This is a genomic window from Mycobacterium sp. NGS50 (assembly GCF_059812545.1).
This window is the reverse complement of record NZ_JCALCW010000009.1, coordinates 42,265-60,970: the sequence shown is the minus strand read 5'-3', so window position 1 is coordinate 60,970 and position 18,706 is coordinate 42,265. Positions and strand designations below refer to the sequence as shown.

General features: G+C 69.6%; 17 protein-coding genes. 7 read left to right on the top strand and 10 right to left on the bottom strand.

Translation table 11 applies throughout. The features are described from left to right. Positions 1–43 precede the first annotated feature (43 nt). From nadC to nadA, 3 genes are read right to left on the bottom strand one after another with little or no spacing between them, the layout of a single operon-like run. Positions 44–901, bottom strand: coding sequence for a carboxylating nicotinate-nucleotide diphosphorylase (gene nadC, locus AC5Y36_RS08520; protein ID WP_500040434.1), 858 nt, complete (start codon positions 899–901; stop codon positions 44–46). Further along, positions 898–2,469: an L-aspartate oxidase gene (locus AC5Y36_RS08515; RefSeq protein ID WP_500040433.1), complete on the bottom strand. Its 1,572-nt coding sequence runs from the start codon at positions 2,467–2,469 to the stop codon at positions 898–900. The genes nadC and AC5Y36_RS08515 overlap by 4 nt, the downstream gene beginning before the upstream one ends. Then, on the bottom strand, positions 2,466–3,503 hold the full coding sequence (gene nadA, locus AC5Y36_RS08510; RefSeq protein ID WP_500040432.1) for a quinolinate synthase NadA: 1,038 nt from the start codon (positions 3,501–3,503) through the stop codon (positions 2,466–2,468). Before nadA ends, AC5Y36_RS08515 begins: the two co-directional genes overlap by 4 nt. Before the next feature lie 46 nt (positions 3,504–3,549). On the opposite strand from nadA, the gene AC5Y36_RS08505 reads away from it, so the two are divergent. Together AC5Y36_RS08505 and AC5Y36_RS08500 are read left to right on the top strand one after the other, a co-directional pair. Next, a complete protein-coding gene (locus AC5Y36_RS08505; protein ID WP_500040431.1) occupies positions 3,550–4,290 on the top strand; it encodes an NUDIX hydrolase in 741 nt (246 codons plus the stop codon). A 251-nt stretch (positions 4,291–4,541) separates the two neighbouring features. Next, positions 4,542–5,879, top strand: coding sequence for a lipase family protein (locus AC5Y36_RS08500; RefSeq protein WP_500040430.1), 1,338 nt, complete (start codon positions 4,542–4,544; stop codon positions 5,877–5,879). Here the strand turns inward: AC5Y36_RS08500 and AC5Y36_RS08495 are convergent. Continuing rightward, positions 5,845–6,408 (bottom strand): DUF2567 domain-containing protein, encoded by a 564-nt coding sequence (locus AC5Y36_RS08495; RefSeq protein ID WP_500040527.1) that lies wholly within the window; start codon positions 6,406–6,408, stop codon positions 5,845–5,847. The genes AC5Y36_RS08500 and AC5Y36_RS08495 overlap by 35 nt on opposite strands. Before the next feature lie 365 nt (positions 6,409–6,773). Between AC5Y36_RS08495 and AC5Y36_RS08490 the strand changes: the two genes are divergently transcribed. Further along, positions 6,774–7,499 carry a hypothetical protein gene (locus AC5Y36_RS08490; RefSeq protein WP_500040429.1) on the top strand — a complete coding sequence of 242 codons (726 nt, stop codon included), beginning with the start codon at positions 6,774–6,776 and terminating at the stop codon, positions 7,497–7,499. 6 nt (positions 7,500–7,505) lie between these two features. On the opposite strand, the gene bsaP is transcribed toward AC5Y36_RS08490, so the two are convergent. Together bsaP and bioB are read right to left on the bottom strand one after the other, a co-directional pair. After that, the gene (bsaP, locus tag AC5Y36_RS08485) at positions 7,506–7,733 is read right to left on the bottom strand and encodes a biotin synthase auxiliary protein BsaP (protein ID WP_500040526.1); all 228 of its coding nucleotides are present in this window, start codon (positions 7,731–7,733) and stop codon (positions 7,506–7,508) included. Next, positions 7,733–8,746: a biotin synthase BioB gene (gene bioB / locus AC5Y36_RS08480; protein ID WP_500040428.1), complete on the bottom strand. Its 1,014-nt coding sequence runs from the start codon at positions 8,744–8,746 to the stop codon at positions 7,733–7,735. The genes bsaP and bioB overlap by 1 nt, the downstream gene beginning before the upstream one ends. A gap of 32 nt (positions 8,747–8,778) precedes the next feature. Between bioB and AC5Y36_RS08475 the strand changes: the two genes are divergently transcribed. Next, a complete protein-coding gene (locus AC5Y36_RS08475; RefSeq protein WP_500040427.1) occupies positions 8,779–9,354 on the top strand; it encodes a TetR family transcriptional regulator in 576 nt (191 codons plus the stop codon). Positions 9,355–9,420: 66 nt separating this feature from the next. Here AC5Y36_RS08475 and AC5Y36_RS08470 read toward each other — a convergent pair whose 3' ends face one another. The 4 genes from AC5Y36_RS08470 to AC5Y36_RS08455 all read right to left on the bottom strand — a co-directional run bounded on the left by AC5Y36_RS08470 (position 9,421) and on the right by AC5Y36_RS08455 (position 13,172). After that, positions 9,421–9,942, bottom strand: coding sequence for a 2'-5' RNA ligase family protein (locus AC5Y36_RS08470; RefSeq protein WP_500040426.1), 522 nt, complete (start codon positions 9,940–9,942; stop codon positions 9,421–9,423). Continuing rightward, positions 9,942–10,622 carry a dethiobiotin synthase gene (gene bioD / locus AC5Y36_RS08465; RefSeq protein WP_500040425.1) on the bottom strand — a complete coding sequence of 227 codons (681 nt, stop codon included), beginning with the start codon at positions 10,620–10,622 and terminating at the stop codon, positions 9,942–9,944. The genes AC5Y36_RS08470 and bioD overlap by 1 nt, the downstream gene beginning before the upstream one ends. 67 nt (positions 10,623–10,689) lie before the next feature. Next, the gene (locus AC5Y36_RS08460) at positions 10,690–11,841 is read right to left on the bottom strand and encodes an 8-amino-7-oxononanoate synthase (protein ID WP_500040424.1); all 1,152 of its coding nucleotides are present in this window, start codon (positions 11,839–11,841) and stop codon (positions 10,690–10,692) included. A 32-nt stretch (positions 11,842–11,873) separates the two neighbouring features. Continuing rightward, the gene (locus AC5Y36_RS08455) at positions 11,874–13,172 is read right to left on the bottom strand and encodes an adenosylmethionine--8-amino-7-oxononanoate transaminase (RefSeq protein ID WP_500040423.1); all 1,299 of its coding nucleotides are present in this window, start codon (positions 13,170–13,172) and stop codon (positions 11,874–11,876) included. 323 nt (positions 13,173–13,495) lie between these two features. Here AC5Y36_RS08455 and ripD point away from each other — a divergent pair, with 323 nt between their 5' ends. From ripD to glgX, 3 genes are all read left to right on the top strand, one after another. Next, positions 13,496–14,257, top strand: coding sequence for an NlpC/P60 family peptidoglycan-binding protein RipD (gene ripD / locus AC5Y36_RS08450; protein WP_500040422.1), 762 nt, complete (start codon positions 13,496–13,498; stop codon positions 14,255–14,257). A gap of 81 nt (positions 14,258–14,338) precedes the next feature. Further along, a complete protein-coding gene (sucT, locus tag AC5Y36_RS08445) occupies positions 14,339–16,504 on the top strand; it encodes an acetyltransferase SucT (RefSeq protein ID WP_500040421.1) in 2,166 nt (721 codons plus the stop codon). A gap of 64 nt (positions 16,505–16,568) precedes the next feature. Further along, positions 16,569–18,704 (top strand): glycogen debranching protein GlgX, encoded by a 2,136-nt coding sequence (gene glgX, locus AC5Y36_RS08440; protein WP_500040525.1) that lies wholly within the window; start codon positions 16,569–16,571, stop codon positions 18,702–18,704. Positions 18,705–18,706 lie beyond the last annotated feature (2 nt).

The following is an 18,706-nucleotide window of genomic DNA, read 5'->3' as shown; positions in this document are numbered from 1 at the left end:
CGCAAACGTGCCCGCTTGCGGGGACTGCTCGGCGTCGACCTGCTCACATGTCCAGGCCGATGTCGAGCACCCGCACCGAATGGGTGAGCGCACCAACGGCCAGGTAATCGACCCCGGTGCCGGCGTAGGCTGCCGCGGTCTCCAGCGACAGCCCGCCGGAGGATTCGAGTTTGGTCTCCGGCGCCTGCGCGTCGCGGCGCTGCACCGCGATCTGGGTCTGCCAGACCGGGAAGTTGTCCAATAGCACCAGTTCGGGGTGGTCGCCGAGCACCTCGTCGAGTTGCTCGAGCGAGTCGACCTCCACTTCGCACGGCAGGTCGGGTGCCGCGGCCCGCACCGCCCGCAGCGCGCCCACCACCGAGCCGGCCGCCGCGACGTGGTTGTCCTTGATCAACGCGGCATCGCCGAGCCCCATCCGGTGGTTGACCCCGCCCCCGACGCGGACCGCGTATTTCTGCAGCGCCCGCATCCCGGGCAACGTCTTGCGGGTATCGCGGATCTGCGCCGAGGTGTCCCGCACGGCGTGCACCCACTCGGCGGTGGCGGTGGCGATTCCGGACAGGTGGCAGATCAGATTCAGCATGGTCCGCTCGGCGGTCAGCAGGCCCAGCGTCACGGCCTCGACCGCCAGCAGGGTCGCACCGGCGGCCAGTTCGGTACTGTCCTCGACGCGCTCGAGCACCCGATAGCCGTCGGCGCCGAGCACCTCGTCGAGCACCAGCAGCGCGACGTCGACGCCGGCGATCACCCCCGGCTCCCGGGTCACCAGCGCGGCGGTGGTCAGCGCCCCGCCCGGCACGGTCGCCAGGGTGGTGATGTCCGGGCCGTAGCGCAGATCCTCGTTGAGCGCCCGGGTGATGACCGCGCGGGCATCGGCCAGGTCGCTGTCGGCGGGCTTCATCCGCACACCGCCACCGGCGCATCGACATCGACCGCGTCGCCGTTCACGCGGACCAGGATGCCGACGGCCCGGGCCGGATCGGGGCCGGTGTAATCGCCCCGGTGGTGACAGCCGCGGCTTTCGGTTCGCACGCTCGCCGCCGCCGCCACCGCGCGGGCGGTCACCGTCAGTGCGGAGTCTTCGAAGGCGGCTGCGCTGGACACCGCGCGGGTCGGTGCGGTGGCCAGGGTGGTGGCGAGCCGGGTCAGCCCGGTCGCATCACGCACCACCGAGGCGTCGCGGGTCATCGCCTGTTGCAGCGTGCGACGGCGTAGTGCGCCTCGATGCGCCGGCTCCGGCAGCACCGCCCGCGACGCCCCGTTGGATGCGGCGTGCGCGGCCGCACCGCGGCCGGCACGGCCACCGACCACCAGACCCTCCAGCAGACTGTTGGACGCCAACCGGTTGGCACCGTGCATCCCGGTACGGGCCACCTCCCCGGCCGCGAACAGCCCCGGCAACTCGGTGCGGCCGTCGACATCGGTGACCACGCCACCGCAGCTGTAGTGCGCCCCCGGAACCACCGGGATGGGTTGCCGGACCGGGTCGACGCCAGCGTCGCGGCAGGCGGCGGTCACCGTCGGGAACCGGCGCTCGAAGTCGTCGATGCCGCGGGCGTCCAGGTACGCGCAGTCGTCGCCGGTTGCCCTCAGCCGCGCGTCGATCGCCGCGGCGACCACATCCCGCGGCGCCAGATCACCCATCGGATGCAGCCCTGCCATCACCGAATTCCCTTGGGCATCAACAAGTACCGCCCCTTCGCCGCGGATGGCTTCGGTGACCAGCGGCCGCCGGCCCCCCGCGCGCCCGTCGAACAGCATGGTGGGGTGGAACTGGATGAATTCCAGATCGCTGACCGGCACCCCGGCCCACAGGGCCAGCGCGATGCCGTCGCCGGTGGAGCCGTTCGGATTGGTGGTCGCCCGGTACAGGTGTCCCAGGCCGCCGGTCGCCAGGATCACCGCCGGGCTGTGCAGGATGCCGAGCCCGTCCGGGCCGGCCACCAGCACCCCGGTCACCGCCGCGTCATCGTGCAGCACCTGCAGCGCGGTGTGCCGCGCCCGGACGTCCAGGGTGTCGGCCGCCCGGTCCAGAGCCCGCTGCACCTCAGCCCCGGTGGCGTCGCCGCCGGCGTGGATGATGCGCCGCCGGGTGTGTCCGCCCTCCCGGGTCAGCGCCCATCCGCCGGCCGCGGCTTCGTCGAATTGTGCGCCGTAGCCGACCAATTCGGTCACAGCGCGGTACCCGTCGGCCACGATCGAGGCGACCGCCTCGGGGTCGCAGAGCCCGGCGCCGGCGGCCAGGGTGTCCGAGACGTGAGCATCGACGGAGTCGTCGGTGTCGGGCAGCACGACAGCGATGCCGCCCTGCGCGTAATGCGTGGCGGTCGCCCCCGGCCGGTCGGCCTTGCTCAGCACCACGACCTCACGCCCGGCACGGTGGGCGGCCAACCCGGCCGCCAGCCCGGCGACGCCGGTGCCGATGACGACGACATCGGCTCGGCGTTCCCAGGCGGCGGCGCGAGTCATTCGCCGCCGCCGGGCTGCCCGATCTTGATCATCTCCTGCACGCTGCGCCGTGCCGCTGCCGCGGTATCGGGGTCGACGTGCACCTCGTCGGCGCCTTCGACCAGGCTGCGCAGCAACGCCGCCGGGGTGATCATCTTCATGAACTTGCAGGCCGCACGGTCATTGACGGCCTGGAAATCCACCTCGGGCGCGGCCCGACGCAGCTGGTAGAGCATGCCTACCTCGGTGGCCACCAGCACCTGGCGTGCCGCGGTGTCGCGGGCCGCGTCCAGCATGCCGCCGGTGGACAGGATCTTCACCCGCTCCGGCGGGACGGCCCCCTCGCCGGCCAGGTACAGCGCCGAGGTGGCACAGCCGCACTCAGGGTGCACGAACAGCTCGGCGTCGGGGTGGGCGCGGGCCTGATCGGCGAGTTCGTCGCCGTTGATCCCGGCATGCACGTGGCATTCACCCGCCCACACGTGCATGTTCTGGCGACCGGTCACCCGGCGCACATAGGCCCCGAGGAACTGGTCGGGGCAGAACAGCACCTCGCGGTCGGGGTCGATGGAGGCGACGACGTCGACGGCGTTGGACGAGGTGCAGCAGACGTCGGTGAGGGCTTTGACCGCGGCGGTGGTGTTGACGTAGGAGACGACGGCGGCCCCGGGGTGGTCGTCCTTCCACGCCTGCAGGTCCTCGGCGGTGATCGAGTCGGCCAGTGAGCAGCCGGCTCGCTGGTCGGGGATCAGCACGGTCTTCTCGGGGCTGAGGATCTTGGCGGTCTCGGCCATGAAGTGCACCCCGCAGAACACGATGGTGCCCTCGGGTGCTTCCGCGGCGATCCGGGACAACGCCAGCGAATCCCCCACGTGATCCGCGATGTCCTGAATGGCGGGCAGCTGGTAGTTGTGCGCCAGGATCGTGGCGTTGCGCGCCTTGGCCAGCCGACGGATCTCGGCCGCCCAGTGCTCATCGGCGTCCACGCCGCCATAGCCGGTGGGCGTGTCCACAATGCGGGCCGCCAGGCCCGCCGCCGACAAAACTCCGGTCATGGCGGTTTCCTCTCGCCGGACAGGTTTTCGACTTATAATCGAAAACATGCCATATGGTAGCACCGGCCACGAAGTGCTCGCCGTCGTGTTCCAGGTTCGGGGTATGGAGTCCAGCCCCGAAGGCGGTTCGGAAACCAGCCGCGCGACCCCCGCCGATGCCGCGAAACCGCAGCTCAGCGTGCTGTTGTGGGAGCGGGCACGAGATCCGCAGCGCGGCGCGTGGTCGTTACCGGGTGGGCGTCTACGCGACGACGAGGACATGACGAGCTCGGTTCGCCGGCAGCTGGCCGAGAAGGTCGACCTGCGCGAAATCGCCCACCTCGAGCAGCTCGCGGTGTTCTCCGATCCCGATCGGGTGCCGGGCACCCGGATGATCGCGTCGACATTCCTGGGGCTGGTGCCCTCCCCCGCCATCCCCGAGCTGCCGGCCGACACCCGCTGGCATCCGGTCGCCGATCTGCCGCCGATGGCCTTCGATCATGGCCCGATGGTGGCGCACGCCCGCGCTCGGCTGATCGCCAAGATGTCGTACACGAATATCGGATTCGCCTTGGCGCCAAGGGAGTTCGCGGTGTCGACGTTGCGGGACATCTACGGTGCGGCGCTGGGCTATCAGGTCGACGCGACCAACCTGCAGCGGGTCTTGGCCCGCCGCGGCGTCATCACCCGGACCGGAATCACCGCGCAGTCAGGCCGCAGCGGCGGACGTCCGGCGGCGCTGTACCGCTTCGCCGATTCGCAGTTGCGGGTCACCGACGAGTTCGCGGCCCTGCGCCCACCCGGGTGACCCCCGTTTGTCCGGGCATGTCCGCGCCGCATGCCGGGATGTGCGGGCGCTTCGCCTCACCTGTCCCATCAGTCCCATCGGTCCCAGAGGGGTGATTGCACTCACCGTCGCGCATTTTGTGGTCGAGCCGAGCCAAAAGCCGCTGCTTAGGGGCCGATGCGGGCTGGTGCGTCCGCTCGCCCGAGTCGCGGGTCGGAAAAACCGGCGCGCCGGATTGGATTCTTAACCCCCCCTTAAGCAAGAATGCCGGGATGGACTATGACAGTCTGGCGCGCCAGCCCAGCGTCGAGTGGATCGGCCAGGCCCCGCACGAGAGCCTCCAGCGGGGTACGCGTCCGCTCAACCCGGACGACGACCCCTTCTACCAGCCGCCGCCGGGCTTCCAGCACGCCGAGCCGGGCACCGTGCTCCGTTCCCGTGAGGTCGAGCTGGCCTTCCTCGGTTTCATCCCGCAGCAGTTGACCGCGACGCAGCTGCTGTACCGGACCTCGCGTCGTGACGGCAGCCCGGATGTCACGGTGACCACCGTGTTGGCGCCGGCTGACCGCGACAGCGCCACGCCCTGCCCGGTGCTGTCCTACCAGTGCGCCATCGACGCCGCGAGCCGCCGGTGTTTCCCGTCGTACGCGCTCCGCCGTCACGCCCGCGCGGCTGGTTCGTTCGCGCAGCTGGAGTTCGTCCTGATCGCCGCGGCACTGGCCGAGGGCTGGGCGGTGTCGATTCCCGACCACGAGGGGCCCGACGGCCTGTGGGGGGCACCCTACGAACCCGGTTATTGCGTCCTCGACGGCCTTCGCGCCGCTTTCGGCAGCGACCAGCTGGAATTGGCGGCCTCATCGCCGGTCGGTCTCTGGGGCTACTCCGGCGGCGGCCTGGCCACCGGCTGGGCAGCCGAGGTGGCGGCGGACTACGCGCCCGACCTCAACATCGTCGGCGCGGTACTCGGATCACCTGTGGGCGACCTCGGCCACACGTTCCGCCGGTTGGACGGCTCGTTCTTCTCCGGGCTGCCCGCGGTGATGATCGCCGCCCTGGCGCACACCTACCCCGACCTGGACCAGGTTGTCGACGAGCACGCCACCGACGAGGGGCGCGCGATGTTGCGCGCGCTGGAGACGATGACCACCGCCGGCGCGGTGATGCGGATGCGCAACAAGTCCATGGCCGACTACGTGGACCAGCCTCTCGAAGACATCCTTCAGCTGCCCGCGGTGCAACACGTCTTCGAGGACACCAAGCTGGGCACCAAGGCCCCGACGCTGCCGGTGCTGATGGTGCAGGCCGTGCACGACCAAGTGATTTCGATCGAGCACATCGATCATCTGGCCGACGTCTATGAGGCCGGCGGCGCCAGCCTCACCTATTTCCGTGATGCGTTCAGCGACCACATTGTGCTGCACCCGCTGTCCACCCCGATGGTGTTGCAGTGGTTGCGCGATCGTTTCGCGGGTCGGCCGGCGGCCCGACGCCCGGCGCGCCGGACCTGGTCGATGCTGCTGAACCCGACGACCTACCTGGGGATGGCGCACCTGGGTGTGATTGCCGCCAAGGTGATCACCGGCGGGCTGCTGTCGCGTCGTTCGCGCTGACCGCCTCCGGATCGGCGCCGAGATCGTCGCGTGCGCTCGCGGCGGCGCACAACGCCCATACCAGGGCCGCGACGGCGGCCGGCAGCAGCAGGCTGGCCTCGATCTGCAGGTAGGAGTGCCCGAAGAACACCGGGGGCGCCTCGGTGACGTAATGCACCCGGTTCTCCGGTGTCACCGGCGCACCGTCGATGTCCACCGCGCCATAGCGCTGGTGCACCGCCACGGCCGCCACTCCGGCCGACACCGCCGCGGCGGCCATCAAGCCGAACGATTGCGCGATCACCATGCCCGGGCCGCGGCGAGTCCGCCACTGCCACAACAGCACCGCGGCCACCACGGCCAGCACGCTCAACAGCCCCGACATCAGGGCCGGCGCCAAGAAGAAGTGGTCGGACTCGGGTCCGAGGTAGGCGTGCACCCGCTCGCCCTTGCGGGTCAACGCCACCACGCCGTGAATCGCGGGGGCAAGCCACGCCCACAGCGCACCGATCACCAGCCCTGACCCGGTCAGGCCGGCCACCACGACCAGGTAGGGCCGCGCCCCGACTGCCCGTCGTGGCGGCTGCTGGCCGACATCGGCAGCCGTCGTCCCCTCAACCACAAACTGCGCCTTCCCATCGAAACAATCGCCCAAGCCTATCGAAGCGCACGATGACGGGCGGCTCGTACAAGACGCCCGCACCGGCACACCCGGCCGGGCGTCATACTGGATGACCATCGGCAACACTGGCGAAACGGACTCCCAATGCTGCGACGGATCGGCGTCCGGTCGATGCTGCCCACGGGCACCGCTGCATCCGGTGAGAACCCAACCCGCGGGCGCAATTTCCGGCGACATGGCGCCAGCGCGCCCTCGCCGCCGTCAAGAGAGCGGCCGGAGGATTGAGGCATCCGGTGTCACGTCGTAGGTGGACGGTGGTGATAGCCGCCACGATCACACTTGTCGCCGCGGTAGTGCTGGTGGCCCCCCGGACCGGATGGTTGCAGCCCCGGCCCCGGTTCAAGTCGGCGCCGACCTGCGCGGCCATAATGACCTGGACGGCGATGGTGGACGCGGCACGAACCGCGTTGGGCATCTTCTGGGAGCAACGGGACACGAATTACATGGACTTTCCCGACTCGCCGCTGTGCATGGTCTGGGTGATTCCCCTGGTCACCGACGGGAAGTATGCACAGACTGAAACGTCGTGGGACCGCCGCCTGCAAGTGCGGTCACATCTGACTCGCGAGGAGTGGGACAGCGCCCGATCGCCGATCTTTCTGCGTGGCGGTGTCGAAGAAGCCCGTGAGCGGTTTCAGCACGATCGCTCCGAATGCGAGACAGCCGACGCAACGGGATTGTCCGACGAGCCCGGCCTCGGCGATGAAGCATTCAGCTGTTGGACAACGGGTTACGAAACACCCGAACGGCACCTGGGCTTCCGCGCCAGCAATCTGAGCTTTTCGGTTGAACTGAGCGGCCACAACTTCACGCCGCCGTCATCATTCTTCCAGGACACTCCGGCCCTGCGTTCCGATCTGGAACAGAACACGCGATGTATCGCCGAGGTGCTGGCGGCGCACTTCGATGTGCAAGCAGGTCAGAAGCACACGTGCGGAGGTACCCCGCAGTCCATGTGAGTCGGCTCAGCGCTGCGCGTCGAGCTCCGACGAGTCCACCAGCCCGTGCCGAGAACACTTGGCCCACCAGCCATCCGGGCGGACCTGCACGGCCATCCGCCGGCCGCAGGCAGCGCAGAAGCGCGGCGGTTCCAGGCCGAGTTGCGCCGCCGTCGGGATCGAGGTGCCGCCCTGGGCTCCGGTGTAGATGTTGTAGACGCCGGCCCCCACCGGGGCGGGCAGGTCGCGAACCATCACAGGGTGGCGTTGAGTGCCTTGATCGGCATCTGCAGGTCGTCGAGCAATTCCAGGTCCGCCTCGGCGGGCCGGCCCAGCGTGGTGAGGTAATTGCCGACGATGACGGCGTTGATGCCGCCCAGGATGCCCTGCTTGGCACCCAGATCACCCAGGGTGATCTCGCGGCCCCCGGCGAACCGCAGCATGGTGCGCGGCAGCGCCAGCCGGAACGCGGCGACCGCCCGCAGCGCGTCGGCCGCGGGCAGCACGTCGAGGTCCCCGAACGGGGTGCCCGGGCGCGGGTTGAGGAAGTTCAGCGGCACCTCGTCGGGGTTCAGCTCGGCCAGGTCGGCGGCGAACTCCGCACGCTGCTCCAGCGTCTCCCCCATGCCGAGGATGCCGCCGCAGCACACCTCCATGCCGGCTTCACCCACCATGCGCAGGGTCTCCCAGCGCTCCTCCCAGCTGTGGGTGGTGACGACGTTGGGGAAGTGCGAGCGGGCGGTCTCCAGGTTGTGGTTGTAGCGGTGCACACCCATCGCCGCCAGCTGGTCCACCTGCTCCTGGGTCAGCATGCCCAGCGAGCACGCGATCTGGATGTCGACCTCGTTGCGAATCGCCTCGATCCCGGCCGCGACCTGCGCGAGCAGCCGCTCGTCGGGGCCACGAACCGCGGCGACGATGCAGAACTCGGTGGCGCCGGTCTTGGCGGTCTGCTTGGCCGCCTCCACCAGACTGGGGATGTCCAGCCAGGCGCTACGCACCGGCGACTGGAACAACCCGGACTGCGAACAGAAGTGGCAGTCCTCCGGGCAGCCGCCGGTTTTCAGGCTGATGATGCCCTCGACCTCGACCTCGGGCCCGCACCAGCGCATCCGGACCTCATGGGCCAGCGCCAGCAGCTCCTCGAGCCGTTCGTCGGGCAGCTGCAGCACCTCGAGCACCTGATCCCGACGCAACGCCTCGCCGCGCTCCAGTACCTGCTCACGGGCCAGCGCCAAGATGTCGTCGGTCACACGTACTCCCCTCAAGACTTGAACAGTGTTCAGGTTAGGCTAGCCGGGTGCAGCTGCACAAACGTGACGTGGTCGCCGCGGCAACCACCCTCCTGGACAACTACGGCATCGCCGACTTGACCATGCGTCGGCTGGCGCGCGAGCTCAACATCAGCCCCGGCGCGCTGTACTGGCATTTCGCCAACAAGCAGCAGTTGTTGGGTGCGGTCGCCGACGGCTTGCTGGGTCCGGCCTGCGCCGATCCGGGGCCCGGCAGCTGGCAGTGGCGGATCCAGACGGTATGCGAACGGCTCCGGGATGCGCTGCTGTCGCACACCGACGGCGCCGAGCTGGTGTCGGCGAGCTTGGCGGCCGGACAGTCCCAGGCCGCCGCGGATATCGTGGCGCTGCTGGCCCAGGCGGCCACCGCCGCGGGCGTTCATCCGGATCAGGCTGAGCTGGCGGCGCGCACCGTCGTCTACTACGTGCTGGGCTTCACCGCCGACGAGCAGTCCCGCATGCAGTGGGATGCCGCGGGGGCGTCGGACATCGCCCCCGACGCCGATCCGAGCAGTGCGTTCGCGTTCGGGCTGGGGCTGCTGATCGACGGCCTTGGGGTACGGGCGCAGGTCACGCTCCGCTGATCCTGGCGGTGACCCGTCCCCGCAAGCGGGAGGTGCCCCCAGCGCCCGGCTTCGCCGCGCTGGCGATCACCGCGTGCTGATCCTGCGAATCAGATGCTCGGTGCGGGCGTGGCCGTCCCACCGGCGCAACCCGACGAAACTGCCCGAGATGTCCGATCGGCCGGCGATGCGCTGGGCCCGGCCCAACTGCGCCGGGCCGACCCGGCGGGCCAGCGTGACGTGACCGGTCCACTGACCGGGTAGAACGTTCGGCTTCGGGCCGGGCATCAGATACGGCGCGCACACCCGGTGCACCTCGGTGTGCAGGTCCAGGAGTCCCCCGGTCGGCACCACCAGCCGCGCCAGCACGCCGGGTGAGCGCCCGAAGATCAGCGTCGCACCCAGGATGCAGGCCAGCGGCAGCCGGCCAGCGACGGCGACCAGTTCGGTGTCGACCTGCGGGTCGATCCGGTCGGCGACGGTGAGGGTCACGTGCGGGCGGCCCGCCGGGGCCTGGCTGGGTATGCCGGCTTCGGCGAGATCCGCCCAGATCCGGCGGATCTGCGCCTCGGTGCCGTCGTCGAAGACCAGCTCGACCGAATGCACCATCAGCGGACCAGACCGGTCACCCAGGAACGTTCGAATGCCCCGGCACTGATCGCAGCGAACTCCTCGGCGCCGGCCGCACCGGCGCCGGCGGGCAACACCGCGCGCAGCGGCGCCAGGCGCGCCAACGCCGCCCGATTGGAGATCGACACCGGGTCCGGCCGACCGGGCCAGCTGCCGATGACCACTCCGGCGCAGCTCAGGCCTCGGGTCGCCAGTGCTTCCAGCGTCAGCGCGGTGTGGTTGAGGGTGCCCAGCCCCGCGCTGACCACCACCAACACCGGCGCGTTCAGCTCGGCGGCCAGGTCCCGCAGGGTCAGGCCGCCGGCGGCGAGTTCCACCAGCAGCCCGCCGGCCCCCTCGACCAGCGTCAGCCGGCCGGGCCGGTCCAGGTCCGCGATCCGCTGCAGCAGCTCGGCGCGGGTCGGCAGCGCCCGGCCGGCCTGCCCGGCGGCGGCCACCGGGGCCATCGGTTGCGGGTAGCGGGCAATCCCGACCAGCTCGGTCACCCCGGTCAGCCGCGCGACCTCGGCGAGGTCGTCGTCGCCGTCGGCGGTGCCGGTCTGCACCGGCTTGCACACCGCCACCTCCAGGCCTGCCTGTCGGGCGCAGCTGGCCAGGGCGGCGGTGGCGATCGTCTTGCCGACCCCGGTGTCGGTGCCGGTAAGGACGAGAACGGTCACGCCCGCCGCCGAGGCAGTGGGAGTACCCCCAGCCGCGCCGCGGCCAGGGGGATGTAGCGATGCGGAGTCATGTCCGCCCGGCGGCGGACAGCACGTCGGTCAGCACTCGGCGGGCCAATTCCAGGTCGTGGGCGGTCAGCGAGGCCCGCGCCGTCAGCCGCAACCGCGAGGTGCCCGCCGGAACCGTCGGTGGCCGAAAGCAACCCACCCGCACCCCGGCGTTCAGGCAGGCGGTGGCGGCGGCCACCGCCACCTCGGGATCGCCGAGAATCACCGAAACCACGGCGGATTCGGGTTGTTCGGGCACGTCGCACACCTCGGCCAGGGTGCGGGCGTGGCGCAGTACGTCGCCGGCTCGGGACGGCTCGGTGGTCAGTACCTGCAGGGCGGCGGAGGCCGCACCCAGCGCCGCCGGAGCCAGTCCGGTGTCGAAGATGAACGACCGTGCGGCGTCGATGAGGTGGTCACGCACCTCGACAGGGCCCAGCACCGCGCCGCCCTGACTGCCCAGCGCCTTGGACAACGTCGTCGTCATCACCACATCCGGCGCCCCGGCGAGGCCGACCTCGTGCAGCAGTCCCCGTCCCCCGTCGCCGCGCACCCCGAGTCCGTGCGCCTCGTCGACAATCAGCAGCGCCTTGTGCCGGCGGCACACCTCGTGCAGATCGCGCAGCGGGGCCAGCGCGCCGTCGGTGCTGAACACCGACTCGGTGAGGACGACCGCGCGCTCCTCATGGCGCCCGGCCAGTGCGGCGGCGAGGGCGTCGACGTCGCGGTGATCGGTGATGACCACCCGCGCGCGGGACAGCCGGCAGGCATCCACCAGCGATGCGTGGCAGTAGGCGTCGGAAACCAGCAGCGAACCCGGCCCGGACAGGGCCACGACGGCGCCCATGTTGGCCGTGTACCCCGAGGAGAACACCAAACCCGCTGGCGCACCGACGAAGTCGGCCAGCTCGCGTTCGAACTGCTCGTGCAGTTCGGTGTTGCCGGTGACCAGCCGCGAGCCGCCGGCACCGCCGCCCCAGGTGCGCAGCGCCTCGACGCCGCCGGCAATGACAGCCGGGTGCTGGGACAGCCCGAGGTAGTCATTGGAGGCCAGGTCCAGTTCGGTGGCGACCGCGGGGCGCACCCGCAGTGAGCGCCGCAGCCCGTCCTGACGGCGCCGCTGTTCCACCTCGGCCAGCCAGGCCAGTGGAGACAGATCCGTGCGGGTCACCGTGGGCTCCTTCGACAAGACTTGAACACCGTTCAGGTTAATGCACGGACCACACCGATCATCGCCGCGCCGACCTGTGCGATCTCGTCGGCGGTGCAGACATACGGCGGCATGGCGTACACCAGGTTGCGGAACGGACGCAGCCACACCCCCTGGTCCAGGGCGGCGGGGGTCGCCACCGCCAGGTCCACCGGGTTTTCGCATTCGATGACGCCGATCGCGCCGCAGACCCGGACATCGGCGACGCCGGGCAGGGCTCGGGCCGGCTGCAGGGCTGCGGCGAGCCCGGCGTTGAGCTCGGCGACCGTCGCGCGCCAGTCCTGGCTGAGCAGTAGTTCGGTGCTGGCAACCGATATCGCGCAGGCCAACGGGTTGGCCATGAAGGTGGGGCCGTGCATCAGTGCACCGGCCTCCCCCGCGCTGATGGTGTGCGCGATCTCAGCGCTGCACAAGGTGGCGGCCAGGCTCAGGTAGCCGCCGGTGAGCGCCTTACCGACGCACATGATGTCCGGGCTGACCCCGGCGTGGTCGGCGGCGAACAGCTCTCCGGTGCGACCGAATCCGGTAGCGATCTCGTCGAAGATCAACAGCACGCCGTGCCGGGTGCAGGCGTCGCGCAGGTCCCCCAGGTAGCGCGGGTCGTGAAAGCGCATCCCGCCGGCACCCTGTACGACCGGTTCGACGATGACGGCGGCCAACTCACCGGCGTGGCGGGCCAGTTGCGCCTCGAACGCGGCGCTGTAGGCGGGGTCGTAGTCGCGGGGCACCTGCGGGGCGAAGACCTGGGCGGTCAGCACGTCGGTCCACAGCGAGTGCATGCCGCCGTCGGGGTCGCAGACACTCATCGGGGTGAAGGTGTCGCCGTGATAGCCGCCGCGCCAGGTCATCAACCGATGTTTGGCGGGTTGGGCGCGGGCCCGCCAGAACTGCAACGCCATCTTCACCGCGACCTCGACCGACACCGAGCCGGAGTCGGAGAAGAAGACGGTGTCCAGCCCCGCCGGGGTGATCTGCACCAGCAGCTGCGCCAGCCGGGCCGCTGGTTCGTGGGTGAGTCCGCCGAACATGACGTGGCTCATGGTGGCCAGCTGCGCGGTCATCGCCGCGTCCAGCGTCGGGTGGCCGTGGCCGTGGATCGCGGTCCACCACGAGCTCATCGCATCGACGACCTCGACGGGCCGACCGTTGTGCATCAGCGTCAGCGACGCACCGCGGGCGCTTTGCACGACGGCCGGTGGCACGGCTTCGGCGCCGATGGTGCTGTAGGGATGCCAGATGTGGGCGGCATCGATCGCGCTGATCTGTTCGGCGCTCAGCCTGGCCACGGCCACCGAGCCTAACGCAGGGTCGGTGTGGCCCCGACGCGTCGCGTCAGGCGCCGCGAGTGCAGCCACGCAGGCACCGACTCGACCTTTCTCTGCCTCAGTGCACTCTCGGGCATGGGAGGGCTCGGACGAGGCGGTACGCGCGACGGTGTCAAGACACGCCCGAGATCGCGTTTGAGAGCGAGATCACAGCTGTGAGCAGGCCAGAGTCACCGTTCGGAAACGGTATGGCGAACTTCCCCTTCCAGACCTGGCAGACACCTAGGCTGCCACCGCCAGCTGGTGTAGAAGTGTCATAAGTGACTGTTGTGACTGGAATGGAATCCCCGATGAAACACCTCTTCACCTTCGCGATCAGCCTGGCCGTGGTGCTCGCCCCGTGGGCGGCCGTGCCCGGTGTGGCCACCGCCAACCCGGGGGCCTCGCCGATGACCAGCCAGCAAGCCATCGAAGTGGTGGTGCAGCGGGCCCTGTCGCAACGCGGCGTGCCGTTCGTCTACGGCGGTGGCGGCGCCTCGGGGCCCAGCGCCCGGCCGGTGCCCGCCGGCCCGGCCGCAGGCACCTTTCCCGCCAGCCCGGTCGTGCCGGGTGCGGGCGCGTACCCCGCCAGCCCGACCGTCCCCGGCGCCTACCCGGCAAGCCCGGCGGCGCCTGGTGCAGGCACTTTCCCGGCGTCGCCGAGCATCCCCGGCGCCACCGGTTACCCGGCCGGTCCCACGGTTCCGGGCACTGCTGCTTACCCCGCCAACCCCGCACAGCCGGGCGCCGGCTATCCGGCCAGCCCGGCCAGCCCGAGCGCGGGTGCCGCACCCGGCGCTGTCGGTTTCGACGCCTCTGGGCTGGTGGTCTACTCCTACGCCGGCGTCGGCATCAAACTGCCGCGCTCCTCGGGCGAGCAGTACGCCACCGGCCGCAAGATCGTGCCGGCGCAGGCCAAGCGCGGCGACCTGATCTTCTACGGCCCGGGCGGCAGCCAGAGCGTGGCGCTGTTCCTGGGCAACGGCCAGATGGTCGAGGTCGGTGACGTGGTCCAGGTCTCACCGGTCCGCAGCAACGACATGGCCCCGTTCCTGGTGCGCGTCGTCCAGTAACCGCACCCGTCCACCCGCCCGGCCCGGGCGGAGGTGTTAGGCCGATCACGGACCACTGATTCGGTAGATTGTCTGTCGATCATGTTGACCCTGACCCCGCTTCGGCCGACGCCAGCCACCGTCCCGGAGCCCGCCCCCAGCGCTGCCGTAATGGGCACTCGAACGTCGGGCTTTTACCGCCACGACCTCGATGGGCTGCGTGGTGTCGCGATCGCATTGGTCGCCATGTTCCATGTGTGGTTCGGCCGCGTCTCCGGTGGCGTCGACGTGTTCTTGGCGCTGTCCGGCTTCTTCTTCGGCGGCAAGCTGCTGCGGGCCGCGCTCAACCCGCAGTCGTCGCTTTCGGTGGGGCCGCAGGTGGTCCGGCTGATCCGCCGCCTGCTGCCGGCCCTGGTGGTGGTGCTGGCCGTGTGCGGGGTGCTGACCATCCTGATTCAGCCGCAGACCCGCTGGGAAACGTTCGCCGACCAGAGCCTGGCCAGCCTGGGCTACTACCAGAACTGGGAGCTTGCGCAGAGCGCGAGCAACTATCTGCGGGCCGGCGAGGCGGTCAGCCCGCTGCAACACATCTGGTCGATGTCGGTGCAGGGCCAGTTCTACATCGCGTTCCTGGCGCTGGTATTCGGGTTCGCCTACGCATTTCGGCGGTCACTGGGCAGCGGGCTGCGCGTCGCGTTCGTGGTGCTGCTGAGCGTGTTGACCGTCGCGTCGTTCGTATACGCGATCTTCGCCCACCAGGCCGACCAGCAGGAGGCCTACTACAACAGCTTCGCCCGCGGCTGGGAGTTGCTCATCGGTGCGCTCGCCGGCGCGCTGGTTCCCTACATCCGTTGGCCACTGTGGCTGCGCACCGTCATCGCCAGCGTGTCGCTGGCGGCGATCCTGTCGTGCGGGGCACTGATCAACGGCGTCAAGGAGTTCCCCGGGCCCTGGGCCCTGGTACCCATCGGTGCCACGGTGCTGTTCATCCTCGCCGGCGCCAACCGCTACGCCCGGCCCGGCACCGACGCCCTGCCGCTGCCCAACCGGCTGCTGGCGGCGGCGCCGCTGATGACGTTGGGGTCGATGGCCTACGCCCTGTATCTGTGGCATTGGCCGCTGCTGATCTTCTGGCTGTCCTACAGCGGGCACCGGCACGCGAACTTCCTCGAAGGAACCGTGGTCCTGCTGGTTTCCGGGGTGCTGGCCTATCTGACGATGCGGTTCGTCGAGGATCCGCTGCGCTACCGGGCAAGTGCCGCCAAGGCGCCGCCGGCGATTCCGCTGTGGGTGCGGTTGCGTCGGCCCACCCTGGCGCTGGGCTCGATCGTGGTGCTGCTGGGTGTCGCACTGACGGCGACATCGTTCACCTGGCGGGAGCACGTGACGGTGCAGCGCGCCAACGGTAAAGAACTCGCCGGACTCAACTCCCGCGACTACCCGGGTGCCCGGGCGCTGATCAAGCACACCCGGGTGCCCAAGCTGCGGATGCGCCCGACCGTTCTGGAGGTCAAAGAAGACCTGCCGCCGTCCACCCACGACGGCTGCATCAGCGACTTCAAGAACCCGGCGATCCTCAACTGCACCTACGGTGACCCCGACGCCATCCGCACCATCGCGCTGGCCGGCGGTTCGCATGCCGAGCACTGGCTGACCGCGCTGGACATCCTGGGCCGCACCCACCACTTCAAGGTCGTCACCTATCTGAAGATGGGCTGTCCGCTGTCCACCGAGGACGTCCCGCTGATCATGGGCAACAACGCCCCGTATCCGCAGTGCCACGAATGGGTGCAGCAGACGATGGACAAGCTGATCGTCGATCACCCGGACTTCGTGTTCACCACCTCAACTCGGCCCTGGAACATCAAACCGGGTGACGTGATGCCGGCGACCTACATCGGAATCTGGAAGGCGCTGTCCAGCAATGGGATCCCAATCCTCGCGATGCGAGACACGCCGTGGCTGGTTCGCGACGGCGGGCCCTTCGAACCCGCGGACTGCCTGGCTGACGGCGGCAGTTCGACGTCGTGCGGGATCAAGCGGGCCGAGGTGCTCGCCGATCACAACCCGACGCTGGACTTCGTGTCCCAGTTCCCGATGCTCAAGCCGCTGGATATGTCCGACGCGGTGTGCCGTGCCGAAGTCTGTCGCGCCGTCGAAGGAAATGTGCTGATCTACCACGATTCTCACCACCTGTCCGCCACCTACGTACGCACCATGGCGGGCGAACTGGGCCGGCAGATCGCCGCGGCTACCGGCTGGTGGTGACCTCGCGCGCGCTGAATCCGGATAGAGTCGATAGGTGTCTTCCGACGCTCAGCAAGGGTCCGCGATGAGCGCCGTGTGGCCCGGGCACAACTATCCGCTGGGCGCCACCTACGACGGTGCCGGCACCAACTTCGCGTTGTTCTCCGAGGTGGCCGAGCGGGTCGAGCTGTGCCTGATCGCCAAGGACGGCGCGGAAAGCCGTGTCGACCTCGAGGAGGTGGACGGCTACGTCTGGCATGCCTACCTGCCCACCATCTCCCCCGGCCAACGCTACGGATTTCGGGTGCACGGGCCGTTCGACCCGGCGTCGGGGCATCGCTGTGACCCGAGCAAGCTGCTGCTCGACCCGTACGGCAAGGCGTTCCACGGCGAGTTCGACTTCGGCCCGGCGCTGTTCTCCTATGCCATCGGCACCGACGCCGCCGCGGAAAATCCCGACGAGGTCGGCACCCCGCCGCTGATCGACTCCCTGGGCCACACCATGACCAGCGTGGTGATCAACCCGTTCTTCGACTGGGCCTCTGACCGGGCACCACACACCCCGTACCACGAGACCGTCATCTACGAAGCCCACGTCAAGGGCATGACGCAGCTGCATCCGGCGATCCCGGAAGATCAGCGCGGCACCTACGCGGGCCTGGCCCATCCGGTGATCATCGATCACCTCAAGTCCCTGCACGTGACCGCCATCGAACTGATGCCGGTGCACCAGTTCCTGCACGACCACCGGCTGCTGCAGATGGGACTGCGAAATTACTGGGGTTACAACACCTTCGGCTTCTTCGCGCCGCACAACCAGTACGCGTCGATCCGGCACGCCGGCGGCGCGGTGGCCGAGTTCAAAGCCATGGTGCGCACCTTCCACGAAGCCGGCATCGAGGTCATCCTCGACGTCGTCTACAACCACACCGCCGAAGGCAACCATCTGGGGCCGACGATCAACTTCCGCGGCATCGACAACGCCGCCTACTACCGGCTCGACGACGACCCCCGGTTCTACAAGGACTACACCGGCACCGGCAACTCGCTCAACGCCCGCAACCCGCACACCCTGCAGCTGATCATGGACTCCCTGCGCTACTGGGTGACGGAGATGCACGTCGACGGATTCCGCTTCGACCTGGCGTCCACGCTGGCGCGCGAGTTGCACGACGTCGACCGGCTGAGTGCATTCTTCGACCTGGTGCAGCAGGACCCGGTGGTCAGCCAGGTCAAGCTGATCGCCGAACCGTGGGATGTCGGCGAAGGCGGCTACCAGGTGGGCAACTTCCCCGGGCTGTGGACGGAGTGGAACGGGAAGTACCGCGACACCGTGCGCGACTACTGGCGCGGCGAGCCGGAAACCCTCGGCGAGTTCGCCTCGCGGCTCACCGGATCATCGGACCTCTACGAGGCGACCGGGCGGCGCCCCAGCGCCAGCATCAACTTCGTCACCTGCCATGACGGGTTCACGCTGGCCGACCTGGTGTCCTACAACGACAAACATAACGAGGCCAACGGCGAGGACAACCGCGACGGCGAAAGCTACAACCGGTCCTGGAACTGCGGCGTCGAAGGCCCCACCGACGACCCGGAGATCTCGGCGCTGCGCGCCAAGCAGATCCGCAACATCATGGCCACCCTGCTGGTCAGCCAGGGCACCCCGATGATCGCGCACGGCGACGAGATCGGGCGCACCCAGCACGGCAACAACAACGTCTACTGCCAGGACTCCGAGCTGTCCTGGATGGATTGGTCGCTGCTGGAGCGCAACGCCGCCCTGCTGGAATTCACCCGCAAGGCCACCGCGCTGCGCCGCAACCATCCGGTGTTTCGCCGGCGTCGGTTCTTCGAGGGCCGCCCGATCCGCAGCGGCGACGAAGTCCGGGACATCTCGTGGCTGACACCGGCCGGTCAGGAGATGACCCAGCAGGACTGGGGCAGCGAGTTCGGCAAATGTGTGATGGTCTTCCTCAACGGCGACGCCCTGCCCGAACCGGATGCCCGCGGCCAGCGAGTGGTCGACGACTCGTTTCTGCTGTGCTTCAACGCCCACCACGATCCGGTCGACTTCGTCACCCCCAACGACGACTATGCCCGGGAGTGGGCGGCCGAGCTGGACACCGCCGACCCCACCGGCGCATGCGGGCTGGTCGTCAACGCCGGGGCGACCATCTCACTGCAGCCGCGTTCCCTGATCATCCTGCGGAAGACGCAGTGAGC